The organism is Saccharopolyspora oryzae, from assembly GCF_027853915.1.
GTDB lineage: Bacteria > Actinomycetota > Actinomycetes > Mycobacteriales > Pseudonocardiaceae > Saccharopolyspora > Saccharopolyspora oryzae.
Genome location: NZ_JAQGLA010000051.1, coordinates 1 through 21,354 on the forward strand (window position 1 = coordinate 1; position 21,354 = coordinate 21,354).

At 69.8% G+C, this 21,354-nt stretch carries 22 protein-coding genes; 12 read left to right on the forward strand and 10 right to left on the reverse strand.

Translation table 11 applies throughout. From position 1 onward, the window contains the following. Positions 1-228 precede the first annotated feature (228 nt). The 3 genes from OU415_RS24900 to OU415_RS24910 form a co-directional block, all read right to left on the reverse strand. Positions 229-603 (reverse strand): VOC family protein, encoded by a 375-nt coding sequence (locus tag OU415_RS24900; RefSeq protein WP_270951613.1) that lies wholly within the window; start codon positions 601-603, stop codon positions 229-231. After that, positions 600-1,205, reverse strand: a complete 606-nt coding sequence (locus OU415_RS24905; protein ID WP_270951614.1) for a TetR/AcrR family transcriptional regulator — start codon at positions 1,203-1,205, stop codon at positions 600-602. The genes OU415_RS24900 and OU415_RS24905 overlap by 4 nt, the downstream gene beginning before the upstream one ends. Before the next feature lie 79 nt (positions 1,206-1,284). Further along, positions 1,285-1,848 (reverse strand): helix-turn-helix domain-containing protein, encoded by a 564-nt coding sequence (locus OU415_RS24910; protein ID WP_270951615.1) that lies wholly within the window; start codon positions 1,846-1,848, stop codon positions 1,285-1,287. A 51-nt stretch (positions 1,849-1,899) separates the two neighbouring features. Between OU415_RS24910 and OU415_RS24915 the strand changes: the two genes are divergently transcribed. Continuing rightward, complete coding sequence (locus OU415_RS24915; RefSeq protein WP_270951616.1) at positions 1,900-3,072, forward strand: benzoate/H(+) symporter BenE family transporter; 1,173 nt, start codon at positions 1,900-1,902, stop codon at positions 3,070-3,072. Positions 3,073-3,177: 105 nt separating this feature from the next. Here OU415_RS24915 and OU415_RS24920 read toward each other — a convergent pair whose 3' ends face one another. Further along, positions 3,178-3,813 (reverse strand): cyclase, encoded by a 636-nt coding sequence (locus OU415_RS24920; protein ID WP_270951617.1) that lies wholly within the window; start codon positions 3,811-3,813, stop codon positions 3,178-3,180. A 379-nt stretch (positions 3,814-4,192) separates the two neighbouring features. On the opposite strand from OU415_RS24920, the gene OU415_RS24925 reads away from it, so the two are divergent. The 8 genes from OU415_RS24925 to OU415_RS24960 all read left to right on the forward strand — a co-directional run bounded on the left by OU415_RS24925 (position 4,193) and on the right by OU415_RS24960 (position 11,695). Beyond that, positions 4,193-5,083, forward strand: coding sequence for a TIGR03619 family F420-dependent LLM class oxidoreductase (locus tag OU415_RS24925; protein ID WP_270951618.1), 891 nt, complete (start codon positions 4,193-4,195; stop codon positions 5,081-5,083). Between the two features lie 81 nt (positions 5,084-5,164). Next, the gene (locus OU415_RS24930) at positions 5,165-5,836 is read left to right on the forward strand and encodes an HAD family hydrolase (RefSeq protein ID WP_270951619.1); all 672 of its coding nucleotides are present in this window, start codon (positions 5,165-5,167) and stop codon (positions 5,834-5,836) included. Beyond that, positions 5,836-6,864, forward strand: coding sequence for a phosphotransferase family protein (locus OU415_RS24935; protein WP_270951620.1), 1,029 nt, complete (start codon positions 5,836-5,838; stop codon positions 6,862-6,864). Before OU415_RS24930 ends, OU415_RS24935 begins: the two co-directional genes overlap by 1 nt. Beyond that, a complete protein-coding gene (locus tag OU415_RS24940) occupies positions 6,864-8,075 on the forward strand; it encodes an acyl-CoA dehydrogenase family protein (protein WP_270951621.1) in 1,212 nt (403 codons plus the stop codon). Before OU415_RS24935 ends, OU415_RS24940 begins: the two co-directional genes overlap by 1 nt. A gap of 52 nt (positions 8,076-8,127) precedes the next feature. Further along, positions 8,128-8,883 (forward strand): 3-oxoacyl-ACP reductase FabG, encoded by a 756-nt coding sequence (gene fabG, locus OU415_RS24945; protein ID WP_270951622.1) that lies wholly within the window; start codon positions 8,128-8,130, stop codon positions 8,881-8,883. Further along, positions 8,880-10,064 carry an acyl-CoA dehydrogenase family protein gene (locus OU415_RS24950; RefSeq protein WP_270951623.1) on the forward strand — a complete coding sequence of 395 codons (1,185 nt, stop codon included), beginning with the start codon at positions 8,880-8,882 and terminating at the stop codon, positions 10,062-10,064. The genes fabG and OU415_RS24950 overlap by 4 nt, the downstream gene beginning before the upstream one ends. Continuing rightward, positions 10,061-11,164: an acyl-CoA dehydrogenase family protein gene (locus OU415_RS24955; RefSeq protein WP_270951624.1), complete on the forward strand. Its 1,104-nt coding sequence runs from the start codon at positions 10,061-10,063 to the stop codon at positions 11,162-11,164. Before OU415_RS24950 ends, OU415_RS24955 begins: the two co-directional genes overlap by 4 nt. Before the next feature lie 78 nt (positions 11,165-11,242). Then, positions 11,243-11,695: a MaoC family dehydratase gene (locus OU415_RS24960; protein ID WP_270951625.1), complete on the forward strand. Its 453-nt coding sequence runs from the start codon at positions 11,243-11,245 to the stop codon at positions 11,693-11,695. A gap of 157 nt (positions 11,696-11,852) precedes the next feature. Here OU415_RS24960 and OU415_RS24965 read toward each other — a convergent pair whose 3' ends face one another. From OU415_RS24965 to OU415_RS24985, 5 genes are all read right to left on the reverse strand, one after another. Then, positions 11,853-13,502 carry an AMP-binding protein gene (locus tag OU415_RS24965; protein ID WP_270951626.1) on the reverse strand — a complete coding sequence of 550 codons (1,650 nt, stop codon included), beginning with the start codon at positions 13,500-13,502 and terminating at the stop codon, positions 11,853-11,855. 116 nt (positions 13,503-13,618) lie between these two features. Continuing rightward, a complete protein-coding gene (locus tag OU415_RS24970; protein ID WP_270951627.1) occupies positions 13,619-14,236 on the reverse strand; it encodes a TetR/AcrR family transcriptional regulator in 618 nt (205 codons plus the stop codon). Positions 14,237-14,315: 79 nt separating this feature from the next. Then, entirely contained in the window at positions 14,316-15,089 is a 774-nt protein-coding gene (locus OU415_RS24975; protein ID WP_270951628.1) for an SDR family oxidoreductase, read from the reverse strand. Beyond that, positions 15,082-15,837 carry an SDR family oxidoreductase gene (locus OU415_RS24980; protein ID WP_270951629.1) on the reverse strand — a complete coding sequence of 252 codons (756 nt, stop codon included), beginning with the start codon at positions 15,835-15,837 and terminating at the stop codon, positions 15,082-15,084. The genes OU415_RS24975 and OU415_RS24980 overlap by 8 nt, the downstream gene beginning before the upstream one ends. Positions 15,838-15,922: 85 nt before the next feature. After that, positions 15,923-17,593, reverse strand: a complete 1,671-nt coding sequence (locus OU415_RS24985; protein WP_270951662.1) for a class I adenylate-forming enzyme family protein — start codon at positions 17,591-17,593, stop codon at positions 15,923-15,925. A gap of 167 nt (positions 17,594-17,760) precedes the next feature. Here OU415_RS24985 and OU415_RS24990 point away from each other — a divergent pair, with 167 nt between their 5' ends. The 3 genes from OU415_RS24990 to OU415_RS25000 all read left to right on the forward strand — a co-directional run bounded on the left by OU415_RS24990 (position 17,761) and on the right by OU415_RS25000 (position 20,188). Next, the gene (locus OU415_RS24990) at positions 17,761-18,738 is read left to right on the forward strand and encodes a chitinase (protein WP_270951630.1); all 978 of its coding nucleotides are present in this window, start codon (positions 17,761-17,763) and stop codon (positions 18,736-18,738) included. 168 nt (positions 18,739-18,906) lie between these two features. Then, positions 18,907-19,491 (forward strand): DNA-binding protein, encoded by a 585-nt coding sequence (locus OU415_RS24995; RefSeq protein ID WP_270951631.1) that lies wholly within the window; start codon positions 18,907-18,909, stop codon positions 19,489-19,491. A gap of 40 nt (positions 19,492-19,531) precedes the next feature. Beyond that, entirely contained in the window at positions 19,532-20,188 is a 657-nt protein-coding gene (locus OU415_RS25000) for an RES family NAD+ phosphorylase (RefSeq protein WP_270951632.1), read from the forward strand. Between the two features lie 72 nt (positions 20,189-20,260). Here the strand turns inward: OU415_RS25000 and OU415_RS25005 are convergent, their stop codons facing one another. Further along, positions 20,261-21,295 carry a TerC family protein gene (locus tag OU415_RS25005; protein ID WP_270951633.1) on the reverse strand — a complete coding sequence of 345 codons (1,035 nt, stop codon included), beginning with the start codon at positions 21,293-21,295 and terminating at the stop codon, positions 20,261-20,263. Positions 21,296-21,354 lie beyond the last annotated feature (59 nt).

A 21,354-nucleotide genomic window follows, 5' to 3' on the forward strand; every position in this document is an offset into this window, starting at 1 on the left:
AGTGGACGTCCGATTGCCATTGAAATTGCGGATGTTCTCCCCGACCGGACGACTTGTCCACATCCGGCGGCGTGTCAGGCGCCCGACACGCCGGGGTCCCGACACGCCCGGGTGTGCAGTTTCAATTGAAACTGTAAAACCCGGGCACGGCGGAGCGCAGTTTCAATTGAAACTGCGGATCACCTGGCTTCGGACGTACGATCTCCCGGGGAGGCATCGGGCGGTCGGTCACTCCGGGGACATGACCTCGTAGAGATTGCCGGAGTCGTCTCGGAAGAACAGGCCTCGGGGACTCAGCGGGTGGTCGATCCGGCCGTTCTCCGGTTCGAACGGGCTGTTGCCGAACGGCACGTCGCGATCCCGGAGGCGGGTGAGGACCTGGTCGAATTCCTCGGGCGCCACGTCGAATGCGAGGTGGTGGGGTTCGAGTTCCGGGGCCGTCATGAACTGCAAGGTCAGCGAATCGTTGACCTCGACCGGCGCGAACTTGCCGTCGAACCCGTCCGGGGGCAGTCGGCGCAGGTCCAGGATCCCGGCCAGGAAATCAGCCGCAGCGGCGTTGTCCCGCGCGGGGACTATGGTGTGGTTCAAGGTGACGGTCATTCGTCCTCCCCCATCGCTCCGTGCAGGAAAACGCTTGCGATTTCAGCGGTTTCGAGGTCTTCCCCGCCCATCCGCGGCAGCGTGAACAGCATTCCGATGAACATCGCGGCCAGCTTCTCCGGCGGCAGCCGAAGCGACTGCCGCTCCGGCTCGAACAGCTCGGCCACCGCCTCCCGGATCTGCCGCATCGACTCCGCGCGGTCGTCCTGGCGCGGCTGCTGCTGATCGCCGCGCGGGGCGCGCAGCTGCCCGGAGGCGTGCAGCGAGCCCAGCACGGCCCCCATCCGCTCCAAGTGCGCCGACAGCGCATCGGCCGCATCGGCGAGCCGCTGCTCCAGCGGCTGGTCGACCGGTATCGAGGCGATCTCGCGCACCGCGTGCTCCGGCTCGACGACCTCGGCCACGCAGGCGGCCAGCAGCTCGTCCTTGTCCTCGAAGACCCGGAAGATCGTCGCCTCGCCGATCCCCGCCGCTCGCGCGACCTGCTTCGTGGTGACCGCCGCGCCGTACTCGGCGACCAGCGGCAATGCGGCGGCGATGACCATCGCCCGCCGCTCCTCCGGACTCATCCCCGGCGCCCTGCGCCTCGTCGTCTCTGCCATGCCCACCACGGTACGGAGTGAGCACTCACTCCGTCAAGAAAGAAGTGAGTGCTCACTCCGATCCTGCCGGCTGGCCGCGTCAGGCCGGATCGGCGTAGCGCATCACCAGGGTTGCGGAGACGTCCTCCTCCAGCGCTTGGTAGACGTGGTCCACTCCACCGTCGAAGCGGATGTAATCGCCGGGACCGAGGGTTTCCGGGGCGGATTCCGGTCCGGTGACCAGGATTCCGGAGTGCACCAGCAGCTGCTCCACCACGCGGGGCCGATGCCCCGCGGACACGTACCTGGCGCCCGCCCGCGCGTGCAGGCGGTACACCTCCAGCCGCTGGCCGCCGGCGACCACCCGGTCCATCAGCTGCACGTCCACGACCTGCCCGGACAGGTCCGCGCCGCTCGCGCGGTTGACCACCACGGCGGACTCGGACCCGGGTTCGGACTCGGCGACCAGCAGCTGCCCCAGCGGGACGTCGAGGACGGTCGCCAGGGCGTAGAGGGTTTCCAGCGTCGGGTTGCGGCGGCCGGCTTCCAGCTCGGACAGCGTGCCCTTGCCGATCTCCGCCCGGCGCGCGGTCTCAGACAGCGACAACCCGCGCTCGGCGCGGGCCGCGCGCAGGTTCGCACCCACGACCTTGACCAGCTCCACCGCGTCCTCCTAGCATCGCTTCGTTCCATATACAGAACGGGCGGGTTTCCTGTGCAGTTGCGCCAACGGCTCCCCACCGCTTCCGCGTCCACTCTGGTCGCCGGCGGTATCACCACGCTGGTCGGGGTGGTCAGCTCCGCCGCCATCGTCTTCCAGGCCGCCCGCGCGCTCGGCGCCGGACCCGCGGAGATCGCCTCCTGGATCCTCGCCCTGGGCGTGGGCATCGGTGTCACCTCGATCGCGCTGTCGCTGCGCTACCGGGCGCCCGTGGTCCTGGCCTGGTCGACGCCCGGTGCCGCTCTGCTGGCCGCGAGCGGTCACGGCGTCTCGATGTCCGAGGCCGTCGGCGCATTCCTGCTGGCCGCAGCGCTGACCGTGGTGGTGGGGCTGACCGGGTGGTTCGAGCGCGCGGTGAACCTCATCCCCGCCTCGATCGCCTCCGCGCTGCTCGGCGGCGTGCTGCTGCAGTTCGGGATCGGCGTGTTCACCACCATGCAGGACCAGTTCTGGCTGGTCGCGGCGATGCTGGTGGGCTACCTGCTCGGCAAGCGCCTGCTGCCCCGCTACGCGGTGCTCGTCGCGCTGGTCGTCGGTGTCGCGATCGCCGCCGCGCAAGGCTCACTGCGCGGCGTGGAGTTCGCGCTGGCGACGCCGGTGTGGGTGTGGCCGAGCTGGTCGCTGCACACCACGATCAGCATCGCCATCCCGCTGTTCGTCATCACCATGACCTCGCAGAACCTGCCCGGCATGGTGACGCTGCGGGCGCACGGCTACTCGACTCCGGTGTCCCCGGTCCTGTCCTGGACCGGTGCGGTGAACGCGGTGCTCGCGCCGCTGGGCTGCTTCGGCATCAACTTGGCGGCGATCACCGCTGCGCTGTGCATGGGCCGCGACGCCCATGAAGACCCGGCGCAGCGCTACAAGGCCAGCATCGCCTCCGGCGCGTTCTACGTGCTGCTGGGGATTTTCGGCGCGACGCTGGGCAGTCTCATCGCGGCGTTCCCGCTGGCGCTGATCTCCGCATTGGCAGGGATCGGGCTGCTCGACACCATCGGCGGATCGCTGGCCAAGGCCACCGAGGACGCCGACAGCCGGACCGCGGCGCTGATCGCGTTCCTGGTGACGGCTTCGGGGGTGGCGGTCCTGGGCATCGCGTCGGTGTTCTGGGGCCTGGTCGCCGGGATCGCCACCCACCTGATCACCCGGAAACCGGCGGCGGGCTGAAGCGAACGGACCGTTCACGCCGCCGAACGGGGCAAACGGTCCGTTCGCCCCGCACCGGCGGCGGGCGGACCTCCCGCAGGAGTTCCGCCCACCTGATCAGCCGGGTCAGCCGATCGTCGTGGTCGTCAGGACCGGGTTGGGGTTGGGGAAGCACTTCGACGGCACGTTGGTGTCACCGATGATCGACGACACCACGGCGGTGAAGGTCAGACCCGGATCGTCGTAGCTGGTACCGGCCAGCTTCGTCTCGATCGTGCCGGAGTCCCCGGCGGTGAGGTGCGCGGTCACGGTGGGCAGCTCGAACTGCGAGCCGCCCGCGATCGGACCGTCCAGGTGCAGCGTGGCGGTGTTGCCTTCCACGGTGATCGTCGGCGGGTTCGGGCCGAGACCGGAACCGCCTGCCAGGTCGGCGGAGACGAACGTGGAGTTCGCCGGGATCGGGATCTTCAGGTCCATGTTCTCGACCCGCTTGACCGTGAACCCGTTGACGTCGCCGGGAATCGTGTTCACGGCCGGGTCGATCACGATGTCCAGCGCGCCGCCGGGAGCGACGTTGGCCGGAGCCGTGACGTCCGCGCCCTGCTGCATGCTGAACTTCTGCTCGCCCACCGGGGACGCGCCGGAGCAGTCGAAGTTGATGTTGACGGCGGCCGCCAGGGCCTGCGGGCTCAGGGTCAGCGCCGCGGCCGCCGCCAGGGCGGCAGCGGTGGCGGCACGTCTACCACGGAGAAGGGACATCATTGGCCTCACCTCGCATTACTCGTGATGTGAAGGTGCTGGCCGCGCGGCGACCCGAATACTTACTGCCGAGTAAACTCGCCGTCAACGCGCGCCGACTTCCCACATTTCACATCGAGCACCCAGCGCCACGCGCCATCTTCCGGCACGCCGCGCGCAACCGCTGATCAGGTGGACGACGTTGCGACGAAGGAGTTCTCGCAACCTCGAAGTGCTCCAGATCACAACCCGGGGTGATCGCCCGGCTGCCGATGGAGGTAGTTGCACGCTCACCCTGACCGCCCGTTGCGGTGAACATCGCGGATTGGGCCGAACGGCGGTCCAGTGCGGCCGTTCCGACGAGAGCTGGCAACGCGGATCCGAGATCGACACCATGGTTCCCATGCGCCTTGGACTGACCGTTCCCCAGTTCGGCCCGTTCGCCGATCCGGCCCTGGTCCCGACGATGACCGCCGAAGCCGAAGCGCTCGGCTTCGAAAGCCTCTGGGCGGGCGAACGCGTGCACGCCGCCACCGACCCGATCACGCCGTACCCGGGCGGCACGATGCCCGAGCAGTTCCACCGCGGCCTCGACCCGATGCTGGTGCTGGCGCTGGCGGCGCACGCCACCGCGCACGCGCGGCTGGGCACCAGCACCCTCAACGCACCGCTGCACCCGCCGATCCACCTGGCCCGCAGCCTCGCCGGACTCGACCAGCTCAGCCGCGGCCGGGTCATCGCCGGGTTCGGGCTGAGCTGGTCGCGCGACGAGTACGACGCGGTCGCGGTGCCGTGGCGGGAACGCGGCGCGCGGTTGGACGAAACCCTCGACGTGCTGGCAGCTCTCTGGGCCGACGACCCGGTGCAGCACAGCGGCGAGTTCTGGACGATCAGCCCCGGCGACTTCCAGCCCAAACCGGCGCAGCAGCACCTGCCGATCTACCTGGGCGGGCTGTCCCCGGCGGCGCTGCACCGCATCGGTCGCCGTGCGGACGGCTGGCTGGGCGTGGCGTTGCCGCCGGAAGCACTGCGGGACGTGCTGGCCCGCATCGACGACCAGGCCCGGGCCGCCGGACGCGGACCGATCGCCACCGCGCTGCGGATCAACGCCAAGATCCAGCCGACGCCGACGGACGCACCGGGCACCGGACCGGTCGAACAGCTCGCGGACTACCTGCACGAAGTGGCCGAGCTGGGGGTCGCCGACGCGTTCGTGGACCTGCAGCTCACCACCTCGACCCCGGCGGAACTCCTGGACCTCGCCGCCGAGATCCGCAACGCCTTTCGGCCCTGAACACGCGGTGGCGGGTTCTCGCCGGTGATTCGGCGGGGCAGCACTAGCGCAACATACCGGCTAGTCGGTACGGTCCTGGGCATGGGTTCCGGCGATGCAACCTCCCCCGTCCGGGCGGTCGTCTTCGACTACGGCGGCGTGCTGACCACTTCCAGCCGTGCTGCGCTGCAGTCCTGGATGGAGCGGGAGAGCATCCGCCCGGAGACCTTCTCCGCCGCGCTCAAGGAATGGCTGTCGCGCAACGCACCGCCCGGCACCCCGATCCACCGGCTCGAAACCGGCGAGCTCAGCCCCGAGGACTTCAACCGCACCCTCGCGCAGCGGCTGCGCACCGTCGACGGCTCCCCCGTCGCCCCGGAAGGCCTGCTCCAGCGCATGTTCGCCCAGCTGCACAGCGAACCGGCCATGCTCGACCTGGTGCGCGTCCTGCGCGAGAACGGCGTCCGCACCGCGCTGCTGTCCAACAGCTGGGGCAACGACTACCCGTGGGACCTGCTCGACGGGCTGTTCGACCCCGCCGTCATCTCCGCCGAAGTGCAGCTGCGCAAACCCGACCCGCGGATCTACCGTCTGGTGCTGGACCAGCTCGACCTGCCCGCCGCGCAGACGGTGTTCGTCGACGACGGCGCCCCCAACGTCGAAGCCGCCGAACGCCTCGGCATGCGGGCGGTGCTGCACACCAGCGCCGCCGAAACCCGCGCCCGGTTCGCCGAACTCGTGCCGGGCGTCGTCCAGCAAGGCAAGGAGTTCTGATGACCGCCCAACCGCTGCCCGGCCTCGACCTGGACCAGTTGCGCGCGCACCTCGACGCCGAACGGCCTGGCCTGCTCGCCGGGCCGCTGACCGGCGAACTCGTCCAAGGTGGACGGTCCAACCTGACCTACCTGGTCAGCGACGGGCAGCAGTGCTGGGTGGTGCGCCGGCCGCCGCTGGGCCACGTGCTGGCCACCGCGCACGACATGGGCCGCGAGTTCCGGGTGATGTCCGCGCTGGCCGGGACCGACGTGCCGGTCCCGCGCACGCACCTGCTCTGCGAGGACGACAGCGTGCTCGGCGCCCCGTTCTACGTCATGGAGTACGTGCCGGGCACCGTCTACCGCACCCCGGCGCTGACCGAGCAGCTGTCCCAGCAGCAGCGCGTCGAGCTGTCCTGGCAGTTGGTGGACGTGCTCGCCGACCTGCACTCGATCGACCCCGAGTCGGTCGGGCTGGGCGATTTCGGCCGCCCGCAGGGGTTCCTGGAACGGCAGGTGCGCCGTTGGAGCAAGCAGCTGGCCGCCTCCCGCAGCCGCGACATCGACGGCATCGACGAGCTCGCCACCAGGCTCGCCGAGCACGTCCCCACCACGCCGCGCGCGGGCATCGTGCACGGCGACTACCGGCTGGACAACGTGATCGTCGGCGACGACCAGCAGATCAAGGCCGTGCTGGACTGGGAGATGGCCACCGTCGGCGATCCGCTCACCGACCTCGGGCTGCTCGCGGTGTACTGGGAGGGCTTCAGCGGCATCGAGAGCAACCCGATCGCCAAGGGCATCGGCCCGGAGTACGGCTTCCCCACCGCCCGGGAGCTGCTGGACCGCTACGCCGAGCGCAGCGGCACCGATCTGTCCGAACTGGACTGGTACCTGGCGTTCGGCTTCTTCAAGATCGCGGTGATCCTCGAGGGGATCCACTACCGCTTCATCCACGACCAGACCGTCGGCGAGGGCTTCGACCACGTCGGTGCACTCGTCGCCCCGCTCGTCGCACAGGGTCTCGCCACCCTCAAGGAGGACTGATGGACTTCGCTTACGACGCACGCACGGAGGAACTGCGCGAGCAGCTCCAGGACTTCATGGACTCCCACGTCTACCCGGCCGAACCGGTGTTCCTGCAGCAGCTCGCCGAAGCCGAGGACGAGTGGTCGGCGCACCCGCCGATCATGGACGAGCTCAAGGCCGAAGCCCGCAAGCGCGGCCTGTGGAACCTGTTCCTGCCGGGCGAGCACGGCGCCGGGCTGACCAACCTGCAGTACGCCCCGCTGGCCGAGATCATGGGCCGGGCCGGGCGGCTGGCCCCGGAGGCCACCAACTGCTCCGCGCCGGACACCGGCAACATGGAGGTGCTGGCGCAGTTCGGCACCGAGCAGCAGAAGAAGCAGTGGCTGGAACCGCTGCTGGAGGGCGAGATCCGGTCCGCGTTCTGCATGACCGAACCGGAGGTCGCGTCCTCCGACGCCACCAACATCGGCACCCGCATCGAACGCGACGGCGACCACTACGTCATCAACGGCCGCAAGTGGTTCTCCTCCGGCGCGATGAACCCGCGCTGCGAGATCCTGATCGTGATGGGCAAGACCGACCCGGACGCCGAGCGGCACCGCCAGCAGAGCCAGGTCCTGGTCCCCAAGAACACCCCGGGCGTGCGGATCGAGCGCAGCATGCACGTCTTCGGCTACTCCGACGCCGACCACGGCGGGCACGCCGAGATCGTGTTCGAGAACGTCCGGGTGCCGATCGAGAACGTGATCTCCGGCGAGGGCGAGGGCTTCGCGATCGCCCAGGCCCGCCTCGGTCCCGGCCGCATCCACCACTGCATGCGCGCCATCGGGATGGCCGAGCGGGCGCTGGAGCTGATGTGCCGGCGCACCAACGAGCGCGTCGCCTTCGGCAAGCCGCTGGCCGAGCAGGGCATCGTCCAGCACTGGATCGCCGAATCGCGGGTCAAGATCGAGCAGGCCCGGCTGCTGGTGCTCAAGACAGCGTGGCTGATGGACACCGTCGGCAACAGGGGCGCGCACACCGAGATCCAGTCGATCAAGGTGGCGGTGCCGGAGATGGCGACCTGGGTCATCGACCGCGCCATCCAGGCCCACGGCGGCGGAGGCGTCAGCCAGGAGTTCCCGCTGGCCAACCTCTACGCCCACGCCCGAACCCTGCACATCGTCGACGGCCCCGACGAGGTCCACCGCCGCTCGCTCGCCCGCCGCGAACTGAGGAAGTACCGCTGATCGTCCGCCGTCGTTGAGCACGGTGCAGACCCACACATCGCAAGGAGAAGCAATGGCAAACAGTCGAGTCGCGATCGTCACCGGTGCCGCCCGCGGGATCGGCGCGGCCACCGCCAAGCGGCTGGCCGAGGACGGTTTCGCCGTCGCCGTCATCGACCTCGACGAGAAGAACTGCGCCGAAACGGTCTCGGCGATCGAAGGCGCCGGCGGCAAGGCCCTCGCGGTCGGCTGCGACGTCAGCGACGCCGAGCAGGTGCAGGCCGCGGTGGACCGCATCGCCAGCGAGCTCGGCGCCCCGACCGTGCTGGTCAACAACGCCGGGGTCCTCCGGGACAACCTGCTGTTCAAGATGTCCGAGGACGACTGGGACATCGTGATGGGCGTGCACCTGCGGGGCGCGTTCCTGATGAGCCGCGCGGTGCAGAAGCACATGGTCGAGGCCAAGTGGGGTCGCATCGTCAACCTCTCCAGCACCTCGGCGCTGGGCAACCGCGGCCAGGCCAACTACTCCACCGCCAAGGCCGGTCTGCAGGGCCTGACCAAGACGCTGGCCATCGAGCTGGGCAAGTTCGGCGTCACCGCCAACGCCATCGCGCCGGGCTTCATCGCCACCGACATGACCAAGGCCACCGCCGAGCGGGTGGGCATGGGCTTCGAGGAGTTCACCCAGGCCGCGGCGGCGAGCATCCCGGTGGCGCGGGTCGGCCAGCCCGAGGACATCGCCAACACGGTGTCCTTCTTCGCCGACGAGCGCTCCGGTTTCGTCTCCGGCCAGGTCATCTACGTGGCCGGCGGGCCGAAGGCATGACCGTGGACGCCGCCGAACTCCGCGGCCGGGTGGAGGAGTTCCTCGCCGCGCACGATCCGCAGCGGACCGACCGGCTGGAGTTCCTGCGGGCGCGCTTCGACGCCGGGCTGGCGTGGGTGCACTTCCCCGCCGGTCTCGGCGGTCTCGGCGCTGCGCGGGAGCTGCAGCCCGAGGTCGACGCCGCGTTCGCCGAGGCGGGCGCGCCGGACAACCAGCCGCAGCTCAACGTCATCGGCCTGGGCATGGCCGCGCCCACGATCCTGCGCTTCGGCACCGACGAGCAGCGCCGGCGCTACCTCCGTCCTCTGTGGACGGGCGAGGAGACCTGGTGCCAGCTGTTCTCCGAACCCGGCGCCGGATCCGACCTCGCCGCGCTGTCCACGCGGGCAGTGCGGGAAGGCGAGGAGTGGGTGGTCGACGGGCAGAAGGTGTGGACCTCGCTGGCGCACCGCGCTCGGTGGGCGATCCTGGTCGCCCGCTCCGATCCCGACCAGCCCAAGCACAAGGGCCTGAGCTACTTCATCTGCGACATGACCGCGCCGGGCGTCGAAGTGCGCCCGCTGCGGCAGATCACCGGTGAGGCCGAGTTCAACGAGGTGTTCCTGACCGGGGTGCGGATCCCGGACTCCCAGCGCCTCGGCGAGGTCGGCCAGGGCTGGCAGGTCGCGATGGGCACCCTGATGAACGAGCGGGTCGCCATCGGCGGGCGCACTCCCCCGCGCGAGGGCGGCATGATCGGCGAAGCCGCCGAGGCCTGGCGCAACCACCCGGACAAGCGCACCCACGGCCTGCACGACCGGCTGCTGCAGCTGTGGGTGGAGGCCGAGGCGACCCGGCTGACCAGCATCCGGCTGCGCCAGCAGCTCGCCGTCGGAGAGCCCGGGCCCGAGGGGTCCGCGGTCAAGGTCTCCTTCGCCGAGCAGAACCAGGCGATCACCGGCTTCGAGCTGGAGTTCCTGGGCGAGGACGGGCTGACCTACGACGACTGGACCTTCCGCCAGCCCGACTACGCCTCGCTCACCAAGCGCGGGGCCGGTTTCCGGTACCTGCGGGCGAAGGGCAACTCCATCGAGGGCGGCACCACCGAGATCCTGCGCAACGTGATCGCCGAACGGGTGCTGGGGCTGCCGCCCGAGATCCGCACCGACAAGGACCGGCCGTGGAAGGAGCTGCCGCGATGAGCGCTCCCGACCTGCTCTACAGCGAGCTGGAGGAAGACCTGCGGGCCACCGTGCGGCGACTGCTGCGCGACCGCTGCGACTGGACCGCGGTGCTGGCCCGCTGCGAAACCGACGAGCCCTACGACCTGGCCCTCTGGCGCACCCTCGCCGGCGAGCTCGGCCTGGCGGCGCTGCTGGTGCCCGAGGAGCTCGGCGGAGCCGGAGCCAGCGCTCGGGAGCTGGCGGTGGTGGCCGAGGAGATCGGCAGCGCGGTCGCACCGGTGCCGTTCCTGAGCAACGTGCTGGCCACTGCGGTGCTGGTGGCCTGCGCGGAGCAGGAGGTGCTGCCGCAGCTGGCGGACGGTTCCCGGATCGGCGCCGTCGCGGTCGGGCTGACCACGGCGCCCGGTGCCGCGTTCCCGCAGTCGGTGAAGGCCGACGGATCCGCGCTGACCGGTCGCGCGTCGGCGGTGGTCGACCTGGAGGTCGCCGACCACGTGGTGGTCCCGGCCGTCGACGCCGACGGCGCGGCGCTGTACCTGGTGGACACCGCCGCATCCGGGGTCACCCGGACGCCGACCACGCCGCTGGACCTCACCCAGCGGTTCGGCACCCTCGACCTGGACGGCGCGCACGGCCGGCGGCTGGCCTCCGGGGCCGATGCCGAGCGGATCCTGCGGCAGGCGCTGCTGACCGCCGCCGGGCTGCTGGCGTCCGAACAGGTCGGGCTCGCGCAGCACTGCCTGGACTCCACAGTGGACTACGCGAAGACCCGGTACCAGTTCGGCCGGCAGATCGGCTCGTTCCAGGCGGTCAAGCACCGGCTGGCCGACCTGTGGGTGGGCGTCAGCTCGGGACGTTCCACGGCCCGCAACGCCGCGGACGCCCTGGCCCAGGACTCCGAGGCCGAGCTCGCCGTGGCCATCGCCCAGGCGTACTGCTCGGACCTGGCGGTGCTGGCCGCCGAGGAGCACCTCCAGCTGCACGGCGGCATCGGCATGACCTGGGAACATCCGGCCCACCTCTACCTGGGCCGGGCCAAGAGCTCCCAGCTCGCCTTCGGCATCGCCGAAACCCACCGCCAGCGCATCGCAGAACTGGTCGACCTGCCCCAGCCGTAACGGGTCGTGAGTGCGTAACAGTGTTCGAACACTGTTACGCACTCACGACCCTCACCGTCCACACAGGAGGTTCCCGCAGTGCGAGTGTTCACGAGCAAGGAAGAGATCATGGCGGCCAAGGGCGAGCCGCTGGGCAGCAGCGAGTGGCTGACCATCACCCAGGAGCAGGTGAACCAGTTCGCCGACGCCACCCTGGACCACCAGTGGATCCACGTCGACGTCGAACGCGCCGAGCAGGGACCGTTCGGGGCGCCGATCGCGCACGGCTTCCTCACCCTGAGCCTGCTCTCGAAGCTCAACTCGCAGAACTACCGGTTCGAGGGCGCGAAGATGGGGATCAACTACGGCCTGAACAAGGTCCGCTTCCCCAGCCCGGTCCCGGTCGGCGCCCGCATCCGCTCGGTCGCCGAGCTCGCCGACGTCACCGAGGTCGAAGGCGGCGTGCAGCTGACGATCAAGTCCACCATCGAGATCGAAGGCGCGACGAAACCGGCCTGCGTCGCCGAAGGCCTCACCCGAGTCGTCTTCTGACGGCGAAGGGTGCCCGGACCGGCTGCCGGTCCGGGCACCCTCCTGGCGAACTGATCTCGCCCCGAAGCTCCTGCGAATTTATTTCGGTTGACACTGAAACGACAGGAGTAAATGAAGATCTTTCACGTGCGGACGCGCCCTCCCCGCTGGGCCGCCGTCAGCGGTCGCGGAGGTGGCGGCGGAGGATCTTGCCCGTCGGGGTCTTCGGGAGTTCCGGGAGGATTTCGATCTCGCGCGGGTACTTGTAGGCCGCCATCTCGTTGCGGCAGTGGGCGATCAGGTCGTCCGGGGTGGTCGAAGTGCCCGGTTTCAGGGTGACGAAGGCCTTCACCGACTCGCCCCGATAGGCGTCCGGGACACCGACCACCGCTGCCTCCAGGACCGCCGGGTGGGTGTAGAGGACGTCCTCCACCTCCCGGGGCCAGACCTTGTAGCCGGCCGCGTTGATCATGTCCTTCTTGCGGTCCACCGCGAAGAACCAGCCGTCGGCGTCCATGAAACCGACGTCGCCCGTGCGCATTTCGCCGTCCGGCAGCGCCGACGCGGTGGCCTCGGGCTTGCGCCAGTAGCCGGGCACCACCTGGGGCCCGGCGATCGCGATCTCGCCCACCTGGCCGACCGGGGCTTCCGCACCGGCATCGTCGAGGATCCGCACCGCCGTGCCGAAGATGGGCAGTCCGATCGACAGCGCGCCGGACGCCGGGTCCACCGGTGCGCGCGTGCCCGGCGGGACGAGGTGGGTGATCGACGTGGTCTCGGTCAGGCCGTAGGCGTTGTGGATGTAGTGGCCGGTCCGGTCCTGGAACTGCTGGTTCACCGCCGGCGGCACCGGCGCGCCACCCGAGTAGACCAGCCGGAACGAGCGGAAGTCCTCGGCCGACACCCCTTCCACCGCGGACAGGCTGATGAACGCGGTGATGGCGCCGATGGTGAACGTGGGGCGGTGCTCGCGGATCGCGTCCAGGACGACCTCCGGCTGGAACCGGTGGACCAGCACCAGCGGGCACGGCACGAGCAGGCTCAGCGCGAAGTGCCCGACCAGACCCGTGATGTGGAACAACGGCGCGACGCCCAGGACGCTGTCGGCCGGGGTGATGCCCATCCAGTCCCGGAAGGCCTGCGCGTTGAACGCGATCACGGCGTGGGTGTTCATCGCACCCTTGGGCTCACCGGTCGTGCCGGAGGTGTAGGTGAGGACGGCGACGTCGGAGGGCGATGGCGGGTCGGCCACCGGGGTATGACCGGCGTACCGGTCGACGAGCCCGAGCAGGTCCAGCGCCTGCCCGCGGTCCACCTCCGCCTGCGGCATGACGCGGGGATCGTCGCGGGTCTGCCAATCGCGCGCCGAGCAGGTGATGACGGTCGAGACCTTCGTGACGCCCGAATCGAGCACCTGCCGTGCGACCGGGAGCAGCTCGTCCAGGCAGACCAACGCGGTGGCGCCCGAATCGGTCAGGAGGTAGGACAGCTCCCGCGCCTTGTTCATCGGATTGATGACCACGGCCGCTCCCCCGGCCTTCCACGCGGCCACCACCGCGACCACGAACGCGGGGTTGTTCTGCACGTAGACGCCGAGCCGGTCGCCCGGTCGAAAACCGTTGTCCTGCAACGCGACCGCGAGCGCGTCGGACGCCGAGTCCACGTCGGCCAGGGTGAGCTGCCCGTCGAAGTAGCGGATAGCCGCGGTTTCCGGTGCGCGGGCCACCGCGGCGCGGAACAGGTCGAGCGCGGTGCCGTGCTCGACCTCGATGTCCGCCGGGAGGTTCCCGTAGTGGGCGAGCCAAGGACGCTGCGCGTAGCTGCTCATCTGACCACCCTTTTCCCGCCAGCGGTGTTCCTTGCCGCGACGGCCTGGAATCTCGCACCTCGGCACTGCGCGGTCAAGCCCGGAAGATCAGCGAAAACCGTTGGACCGCACCGGGATCACGGACGCAGCGAGGCCAGCAGCAGATCGGCGAACTGCTCCCCGACGTCCTCCCCGGTGAGCTCGCCGTCCTGGCGGAACCAGGTGCCCAGGTGGTGCACCGCGCCGAAGAAGAAGTCCACCACCAGGTCCGGCGACTTGTCCGTCCGGAACACCCCGTCGCGCTGCCCCTCTTCGATCAGCGCGCACACCCGCTCGTGGTAGCGGCGGCGCTCCGCGCGGACTTCGGTCTGCTTGTCCGCGTGCAGCAGGTGCATGGAGCGGAAGAAGATCTTCGTGTCGTCCAGGTTCGCCGCCGTGGTCGCGACGACGTCGGCGGCCACGGCGTGCAGCCGCTCCTGCACCGGGGAGTCGCTGTCGGCCGCGCTCTCCATCCGCGCGTGCTGCACCCGCAGCACCCGCGCGTAGATCTCGTAGAGCAGGTCGTCCTTGGAGCCGAAGTAGTGGTACATCGCCCCCTTGGTGACCCCGGCCGCGTCCACGATCTGCTGCACCGAGGTCAGTTCGTAGCCCTGCTCGGCGAACAACTTCGTCGCCACCGAGAGCAACCGCTGCGGGACCGGCTCGTCACCTGCCGCCGTCGCGGCGGTGGTGCGGCCGTTGGCCACCCGCGCCATGTCAACCTCCCCTGTCGATCCCCGCTCAGCGTATCGACCCGCCGGTCCGCTGCGCCGCGGACCGGCGAGGATCCGCCCGTCATCCCAGCTTGCGCTGGAGCTTGCGCATGCCCGCCTGCCACCGCTGCGGCTGGGCGGCGCGCAACGCGTAGTAGTCGGCGACCTCCGGGTGCGGCAGGATCAGGAACTCGCCGCTGTCCAGCGAGTCGGCGACCAGGTCGGCGACCTGCTCCGGTTCCAGCGCTCCGTCGTCGAGCAGCGTCTTGCCCGCCTGCCCGCTGCTGCCGAGCATGTTCGTGCGCACGCCCTGCGGGCACAGGGCCTGCGCGGTGATGCCCTTGTCCGCGTAGGTGATCGCCAGCCATTCGGCGAAGCCGAGCGCCGCATGTTTGGTCACCGAGTACGGCGCGGCCTGCAGCATCGTCAGCAGCCCCGCAGCCGACACCGTGGCCAGGAAGTGCCCGCTCCCCCGCTCCAGCCAGTGCGGGAGCAGCGCGCGGGCGGCGCGGACGTGCGCCATGACGTTGACGTCCCAGGAATCGGCCCACGCCGCCTCGTCGGCCTCCGGGCCTCCGCCGCGGGAGATCCCGGCGTTGGCGCAGAACAGGTCGATCCGCCCGTGCTCGGTGAGAGCGGCGTCGACCAGCGTTCGCACCCCGTCCTCGCTCGCGGCATCGCCCGGCACCGCCAGGCCGCCGACCTCCGCCGCGACCCGCTGGACGCCTTCGGTGTCCACATCGGCCAGCACGACCTGCGCTCCGAGCGCGGAGAACTTGCGGGCCATCGCCGCACCGATGCCGTTGCCCGCACCGGTGATCACCACCGCTGAACCGGCCAGCTGCACCTCACACACCGCCCGTCAACGTCACGCCGCCGTCGAGCACCAGCACCTGGCCGGTGATCCAGGACGCCTCCTCGGAGAGCAGGAACGCCGCCGCACCGCTGATGTCGGACGGAATTCCCAAGCGCTGCAACGGGTACTGCGCGGCGACCTCGTCCTCGCGGCCTTCGTAGAGCGCGGTGGCGAACTTCGTCTTGACCACCGCCGGAGCGATCGCGTTGACCCGGACCTTCGGGCCGAGCTCCACCGCGAGGTCCTTGGTGATGTAGGACAGCATCGCCTTGGTGGCGCCGTAGAAACCGATCCCCGGCGCTGGTCGCACCCCGGCCACGGAGGACACGTTGAGCACCGAACCGCCGTGCTCGCCCATCCACGCCCGGTGGACCTGCTGGGTCCACGACAGCGCGGCGAGCACGTTGACCTCGAAGGACTTGCGCGCGACACCGGGGTCCACGTCCAGCAGCGGGCCGTAGGCCGGGTTGATGCCGGTGTTGTTGACCAGCACGTCCACCCGGCCGAACGCCTCGACCGTCTTGGCCACCGCTTCGGCCTGGTGCTCGGTGTCGTCGGCCTTGCCCGCGATGCCGAGCGCGTGCTCGGCGCCACCCAGCCCCTCCACCGCCTCGGCCAGCGGTTCGGGCTTGCGCGCGGTCAAGGTCACCTTCGCGCCCTCGGCCACCAGCCTCTCGGCGATGGCCAGGCCGATGCCCCGGCTGGCACCGGTCACGACCGCCACCCGACCGTCGAAACGCTTGCTCATCTACGTCCTTCCTCTCCGCCGTTCACGCGATTTCAATGGAAATCAGACGTCCGATTTCAATGGAATTTGCGTACCCCCGGTGCCGCTACTCCGCCGTGCGAGCGGTGTCGCGGAGTTGGCGGCGCAGGATCTTGCCAGTGGCCGTCTTCGGCAGCTCGTCGAGGATTTCGACGCTGCGCGGGTACTTGTAGGCGGCCAGCTGCTTCTTGCAGTGCTCGACGAGCTCCTCGGGTTCCGCCGTCCGGCCGCGGCTCAGGCTCACGAACGCCTTGACCGTCTCGCCCCGGTAGGCGTCGGGCACGCCGACGACGGCGACCTCGCGCACCGCCGGGTGTCCGTAGAGGACGTCCTCCACCTCGCGCGGCCACACCTTGAACCCGGAGGCGTTGATCATGTCCTTCTTGCGGTCCACCACGTAGAACCAGCCCTGGGCGTCCATGAACCCGACGTCGCCGGTGTGCAGCCGGCCGTCGCGGATCCCGGCCGCCGTCTCCTCGGGCTTGTCCCAGTAGGACGGCACCACCATCGGTCCTTCGATGACGATCTCGCCGACCTCCCCCACCGGCAGCTCGGCACCCTCGTCGTCGACGATGCGCACCACCGCGTCGAAGGTCGGCAACCCGACGCTGAGGGTGCCCGAGGCCTCGTCCACCGGAGCTTCCAGGTGCGGGGGCACCGAAGTCGCGGTCGCAGTGGTCTCGGTGAGCCCGTAGCCGTTGCGGATGTAGTGGCCGAACCGCTCGCGGAACGCCTCGACCACCGCCGGCGGCAGCGGCGCCCCGCCGGAGTGCACCAGCTCCAGCGACGAGAAGTGGTCGGCGGTGACCTCCGGGTGGTTCATGAGCGCCATGTACGCGGTGGACGGTCCGACCATGTAGCTGGGCCGGTGTTCGGCGAGCACGTCGAGCACCACGCCGGGCTCGAAGCGGTAGGCCAGGTCCAGCTGGCGCCCGGCGGCCAGCGCACCGCCGAGCTGGCAGACCAGTCCGGTGATGTGGAACAGCGGTGCGAGCGCGAAGATCCCGTTCCCGCCGGTCTCCCGGAGCCGGACGGCGACGCCTTCGGAGTTGAACACCACGTTGCCGTGGGTGTTGGTGGCGCCCTTGGGAACTCCGCTGGTGCCGGAGGTGTAGACCAGCAGCGCGGTGTCCGAACTGGACGGTGTCACCGCAGGCGGCCGCCTCCCCGCGTTGGCCCGCGCGACGGCGAGCAGGTCCGCGCACCCGGCCGCGGGGCGCCGTTCGATGCGGCTGAACAGCCGCGGGTCGTGGCGGGTCTGCAGGTCCAGCTCGCTGGTGGTGACCGCGACGCGCACCCCGGCGGGTCCGGCCAGCTCGCCGAGCACGTCGTGCCAGCCCTGCTCGGAGGAGACCACCGCGGTGGGCCGCGCGTCGGCGAGGATCCGGGTCAGCTCGCGGCTCCGGTACATCGGGTTGAGCGGGACCACGATCGCCCCGGCCTTCCACCCGGCCAGCAGCGCGATCGCGAACTGCGGCACGTTCTGCAGGTACACCGCGATCCGGTCGCCGACGGCGACGCCCTCGTCGACGAAGTGCTGCGCCAGCCCGTCGCTGAGCTCGTCGAGCTCGCGGAAGCTGAGCCGGCCGTCGAAGTAGGTGGTGGCGACCCGGTGCGGGTGCTCGCGGCACGCGGCGGCGAACACCTCGAGCAGGCTGCCGAACCGCGGTTCGATCGTTTCTGGGATCTCGCCCGCGTAGAGCTCCAGCCACGGCCGTGCGTCGTAAGGGCTGACCAACACGCCACCTCCACGTTGAGACCGACCAGTCGGTACGTCCAGTCAACGACCCACACCCCGCCGCGTCAACCCTCCCCCGCTTCGCAACATCGCCAAACCGTTGACCGCCCAGCTGGTCTAGTCCATTTTGCGAAGACGCATCCGGTACGAATCCCCCGGAGGTCCGCATGAAGAAACGCCTGGCCGCCCTGGCCGCGGCGGCCCTGACCGCGCTCGCCCTCGCCCCGACCGCGACGGCCGACGCGCCGCAGGCGCTCCCGAAGCACCAGCTCACCGGCTACTGGCAGAACTTCACCAACAACGCCAAGCCGCTCAAGGTCAGCGACATCTCGCCGAACTACGACCTGATCGCCCTGGCCTTCGCCAACGCCGACCCGGCCCGCCCGGGCGCGGTCACCTTCAACGTCGACCCGGAGCTCTCCACCGCGCTCGGCGGCTACACGGACGACCAGCTCAAGGCCGACATCGCGGCGAAGAAGTCCGAGGGCAAGTCGTTCGTGCTCTCCATCGGCGGCGAACTGGGCAACGTCGACCTGGGTTCCGAGGCGAACGTCGCCAACTTCGTCGATTCCGTCGGGAAGATCTTGGCGGACTACGGGATCGACGGGCTGGACATCGACCTGGAGCACGGCTTCAACGTCCCCAACGCCACCACCGCCGTTCAGCGGTTGCGCGAACAGGTGGGCGACGGATTCCTGCTGACCATGGCCCCGCAGACCCTCGACGTGCAGCCCGGCGGCAGCTACCTGGAGCTGATCGGCAACCTCAAGGACGTCATCACCGTCGTGCACACCCAGTACTACAACTCGGGTTCGATGAACGGCTGCGACGGCCAGGTGTACAGCCAGGGCTCGGTCGACTTCATCACCGCCCAGGCCTGCGGCCTGCTGCAGGTGCTGCGACCGGACCAGGTCTCGCTGGGCCTGCCCGCCGCGCCGTCGGCAGCGGGCAGCGGGTACGTGGAGCCCGCGGTGGTCGGCAACGCGCTGAACTGCCTGACCGCCGCGAAGGACTGCGGTCAGTACACCCCGGACCAACCGCACCCCGAGCTCAGCGGCGTCATGACCTGGTCCATCAACTGGGATGCCAGCAGCGGCAACGCCTTCTCGGACCCGGTCCGGGCGCATTTGGACACGCTGCCGTAATCAAGAACGACTCCGGTCGGGCATTCGGCCCACGATCACAGTGCTCCGCAACCCGACCGGAGTCGCGCGATCGTCACAGTCCGCAATCCACATGCTACGAAAAGTGAGATTCCGCACCAGGCGCACGTTCGCGCACACATTTCTGCCGTACCGCGCTACCCTGGAGGCATGTCAGCCGCGCTGGAGACCGTGTTGGCACGAGCCGGTTTAAAGGTCACCGCCAACGAATTCCTGACACTGGTCGAGGATGCAGCCAAGAAGCTCACCTCGCCCCAGGGAGACCCAGCCGCGCACTTCACCGACGCGGAACGGGCCGCCCTGAGCGAGGCGGGGCTGGACCTGACGCCGCTCAGCGACGCCGAAGTCGACCCCCGTGCGCGCACCGTCGCCGAGCAGGCGGTGCTGCGCGACACCGCGCTGTCGGTCAACCAGGCCGCCGAGCGGATCGGGGTGGACACCAGCCGCATCCGGCACCGGATCAGCGAACGCCGCCTGATCGGCTGGAAGGACCGCGGTGGCTGGCGGCTGCCCGCGTGGCAGTTCACCGACACCGACGCGCTGCCCGGCCTGGACGTGGTGCTCGCGCTGATGCCGGTGGACCAACCCTCGCTGGTGCTGGCCAACTTCATGACCACGCCGCAGGAGGACCTCGAACTCGGGGACCGCCCCGCGAGCCCGCGCGAGTGGCTGCTGGCAGGCGGCGACCCGCAGCGGGTGGCCGAGCTCGCCGCCACCATCGGCACCCCGGCCTGATCGCACACCCCATCCACCGAGAACTCGATCCAGGACCTCCATGGCACGGCTACCCCAGCCGCCTGCGCCCGCTGTGCTGCAGGCGATGCTCCGGCGCACCGAAGACGTCATCGCGGTGCCGGCCGGTACTCGCCTCGTGCGCGTTTTCACCACCGGGGGCAACCACCCCCAGCAGTGGAACAGCTTCCGCTACGCGGGTCCGCTGCCGCACGCCCGGTTCGACCCGCACCTGCCCAACGCGCAGGGCGGGCCGACGGTCACGCGCGAGCACGGCGTCCTGTACTTCTCGCTGTCGGTGCAGACCTGCATCGCAGAGGTGTTCCAAGCGACTTCCACAGTGGACCGCCGGTCCCGCAGCCCGCAGCTGGTGCTGTTCCGTCCACGTCGGACGCTGCGCCTGCTGGACCTGACCGGCCTGTGGCCGACCCGCGCCGGCGCCTCGCAGGCGATCGCCACCGGCCCCAAGCTGCGCACCCAGGCGTGGGCCCGCGGCATCCGCGCGGCCTACCCGGAGCTCGACGGCCTCTGGTACCGCTCCTCGATGGACGCGGGCAGCCCGTCGCTGTGCCTCTGGGATCCCCCGGCGGCCACGGCCCTGCCCGACTCCCCCGACGTCCTGCTCCCGCTGAGCCACCCGGGCCTGGACGTACCCCTGGGGCGGGTGTGCAAAGAACTCAGCTACACCCTCCTGGACTGACGTTCGAGCCGCTGGCCTGAAACGCGAAGGTGCCCGGAGCTCAGCTCCGGGCACCTTTCCGCTTGGTCCGGGTCAGGCCTTCTCGGCCTGCTCCGCCTCCGATTCGACCTCGCCGTTCTTCTTGGCCTTGGCCAGGCTCGCCCAGGTCGTGATCGCCAGGACCAGGACGATGAAGCTCAGCGACATCCAGTTGGTGATCTCCAGCCACTCCGGCACCAGGTGGTACTCGTGGAACGCGTGGATGATCAGCTTGATGCCGATGAAGCCGAGGATCACGGCCAAGCCCACCGACAGGTAGATCAGCTTGTCCACCAGGCCGCCGAGCAGGAAGTACAGCTGCCGCAGCCCCATCAGCGCGAAGGCGTTGGCGGTGAAGACCAGGAACGGGTCCTGGGTGATGCCGAAGATCGCCGGGATCGAGTCGACCGCGAACAGCAGGTCGGCGCTGCCGATCGCGACGATGACCACGAACATCGGGGTCAGGAACTTCTTGCCGTCGATCTTCACGACCGACTTGTGGCCGTGGTAGTCGTCGGTCACCGGGAACACCTTGCGCACCCAGCGGACGACGGCGTTCTCCTTGTACTCCTCGTCCTCGTCCTTCTTCCGCACCATGCTGACGGCGGTCCAGATCAGGAACGCGCCGAAGATGAAGAAGATCCAGACGAACTGCTCGATCAGCGCGGCGCCCACGGCGATGAAGGCACCTCGCATCACCAGCGCCAGCAGGATGCCGATCAGCAGCACGCGGTGCTGGTGGATCGACGGGACCGCGAAGCTCGACATGATCACCATGAAGATGAACAGGTTGTCGATGCTCAGCGAGTACTCGGTGATGTAACCGGTGAAGTACTGGATGGCGAAGTGCCCATCGCCGAAGATCCAGACACCGATGCCGAACGCCACCGCGCAAGCGACGTAGAAGGTGACCCAGCGCGCCGCCTCGCCCGTGGTGACCTCGTGCGGCTTGCGGTCCACGATCACCAGGTCGATCAGCAGCAGCAGGGCCAAACCGCCGAGCGTGGCGGCCCAGATCCACCACGGGATGTCGAGCCGGTCAGCGGCTCGTGATGCCTGCTGGGCCAACAACGTCACGTCGGCACCCATGGTCACCTCCGGTTCAGGGCGTACGCCAAAGGACCGGAGGTCTCTTCCACCGGCTTGGC

Bases quoted from the DNA above. Each gene is read 5' to 3' on its own strand.
- OU415_RS24900 (WP_270951613.1), bottom strand. From the start codon at position 603: ATGACCGTCACCTTGAACCACACCATAGTCCCCGCGCGGGACAACGCC.
- OU415_RS24905 (WP_270951614.1), bottom strand. From the start codon at position 1,205: ATGGCAGAGACGACGAGGCGCAGGGCGCCGGGGATGAGTCCGGAGGAG.
- OU415_RS24920 (WP_270951617.1), bottom strand. From the start codon at position 3,813: ATGATGTCCCTTCTCCGTGGTAGACGTGCCGCCACCGCTGCCGCCCTG.
- OU415_RS24925 (WP_270951618.1), top strand. From the start codon at position 4,193: ATGCGCCTTGGACTGACCGTTCCCCAGTTCGGCCCGTTCGCCGATCCG.
- OU415_RS24930 (WP_270951619.1), top strand. From the start codon at position 5,165: ATGGGTTCCGGCGATGCAACCTCCCCCGTCCGGGCGGTCGTCTTCGAC.
- OU415_RS24935 (WP_270951620.1), top strand. From the start codon at position 5,836: ATGACCGCCCAACCGCTGCCCGGCCTCGACCTGGACCAGTTGCGCGCG.
- OU415_RS24940 (WP_270951621.1), top strand. From the start codon at position 6,864: ATGGACTTCGCTTACGACGCACGCACGGAGGAACTGCGCGAGCAGCTC.
- fabG (WP_270951622.1), top strand. From the start codon at position 8,128: ATGGCAAACAGTCGAGTCGCGATCGTCACCGGTGCCGCCCGCGGGATC.
- OU415_RS24950 (WP_270951623.1), top strand. From the start codon at position 8,880: ATGACCGTGGACGCCGCCGAACTCCGCGGCCGGGTGGAGGAGTTCCTC.
- OU415_RS24955 (WP_270951624.1), top strand. From the start codon at position 10,061: ATGAGCGCTCCCGACCTGCTCTACAGCGAGCTGGAGGAAGACCTGCGG.
- OU415_RS24965 (WP_270951626.1), bottom strand. From the start codon at position 13,502: ATGAGCAGCTACGCGCAGCGTCCTTGGCTCGCCCACTACGGGAACCTC.
- OU415_RS24970 (WP_270951627.1), bottom strand. From the start codon at position 14,236: ATGGCGCGGGTGGCCAACGGCCGCACCACCGCCGCGACGGCGGCAGGT.
- OU415_RS24980 (WP_270951629.1), bottom strand. From the start codon at position 15,837: ATGAGCAAGCGTTTCGACGGTCGGGTGGCGGTCGTGACCGGTGCCAGC.
- OU415_RS24990 (WP_270951630.1), top strand. From the start codon at position 17,761: ATGAAGAAACGCCTGGCCGCCCTGGCCGCGGCGGCCCTGACCGCGCTC.
- OU415_RS24995 (WP_270951631.1), top strand. From the start codon at position 18,907: ATGTCAGCCGCGCTGGAGACCGTGTTGGCACGAGCCGGTTTAAAGGTC.
- OU415_RS25000 (WP_270951632.1), top strand. From the start codon at position 19,532: ATGGCACGGCTACCCCAGCCGCCTGCGCCCGCTGTGCTGCAGGCGATG.
- OU415_RS25005 (WP_270951633.1), bottom strand. From the start codon at position 21,295: ATGGGTGCCGACGTGACGTTGTTGGCCCAGCAGGCATCACGAGCCGCT.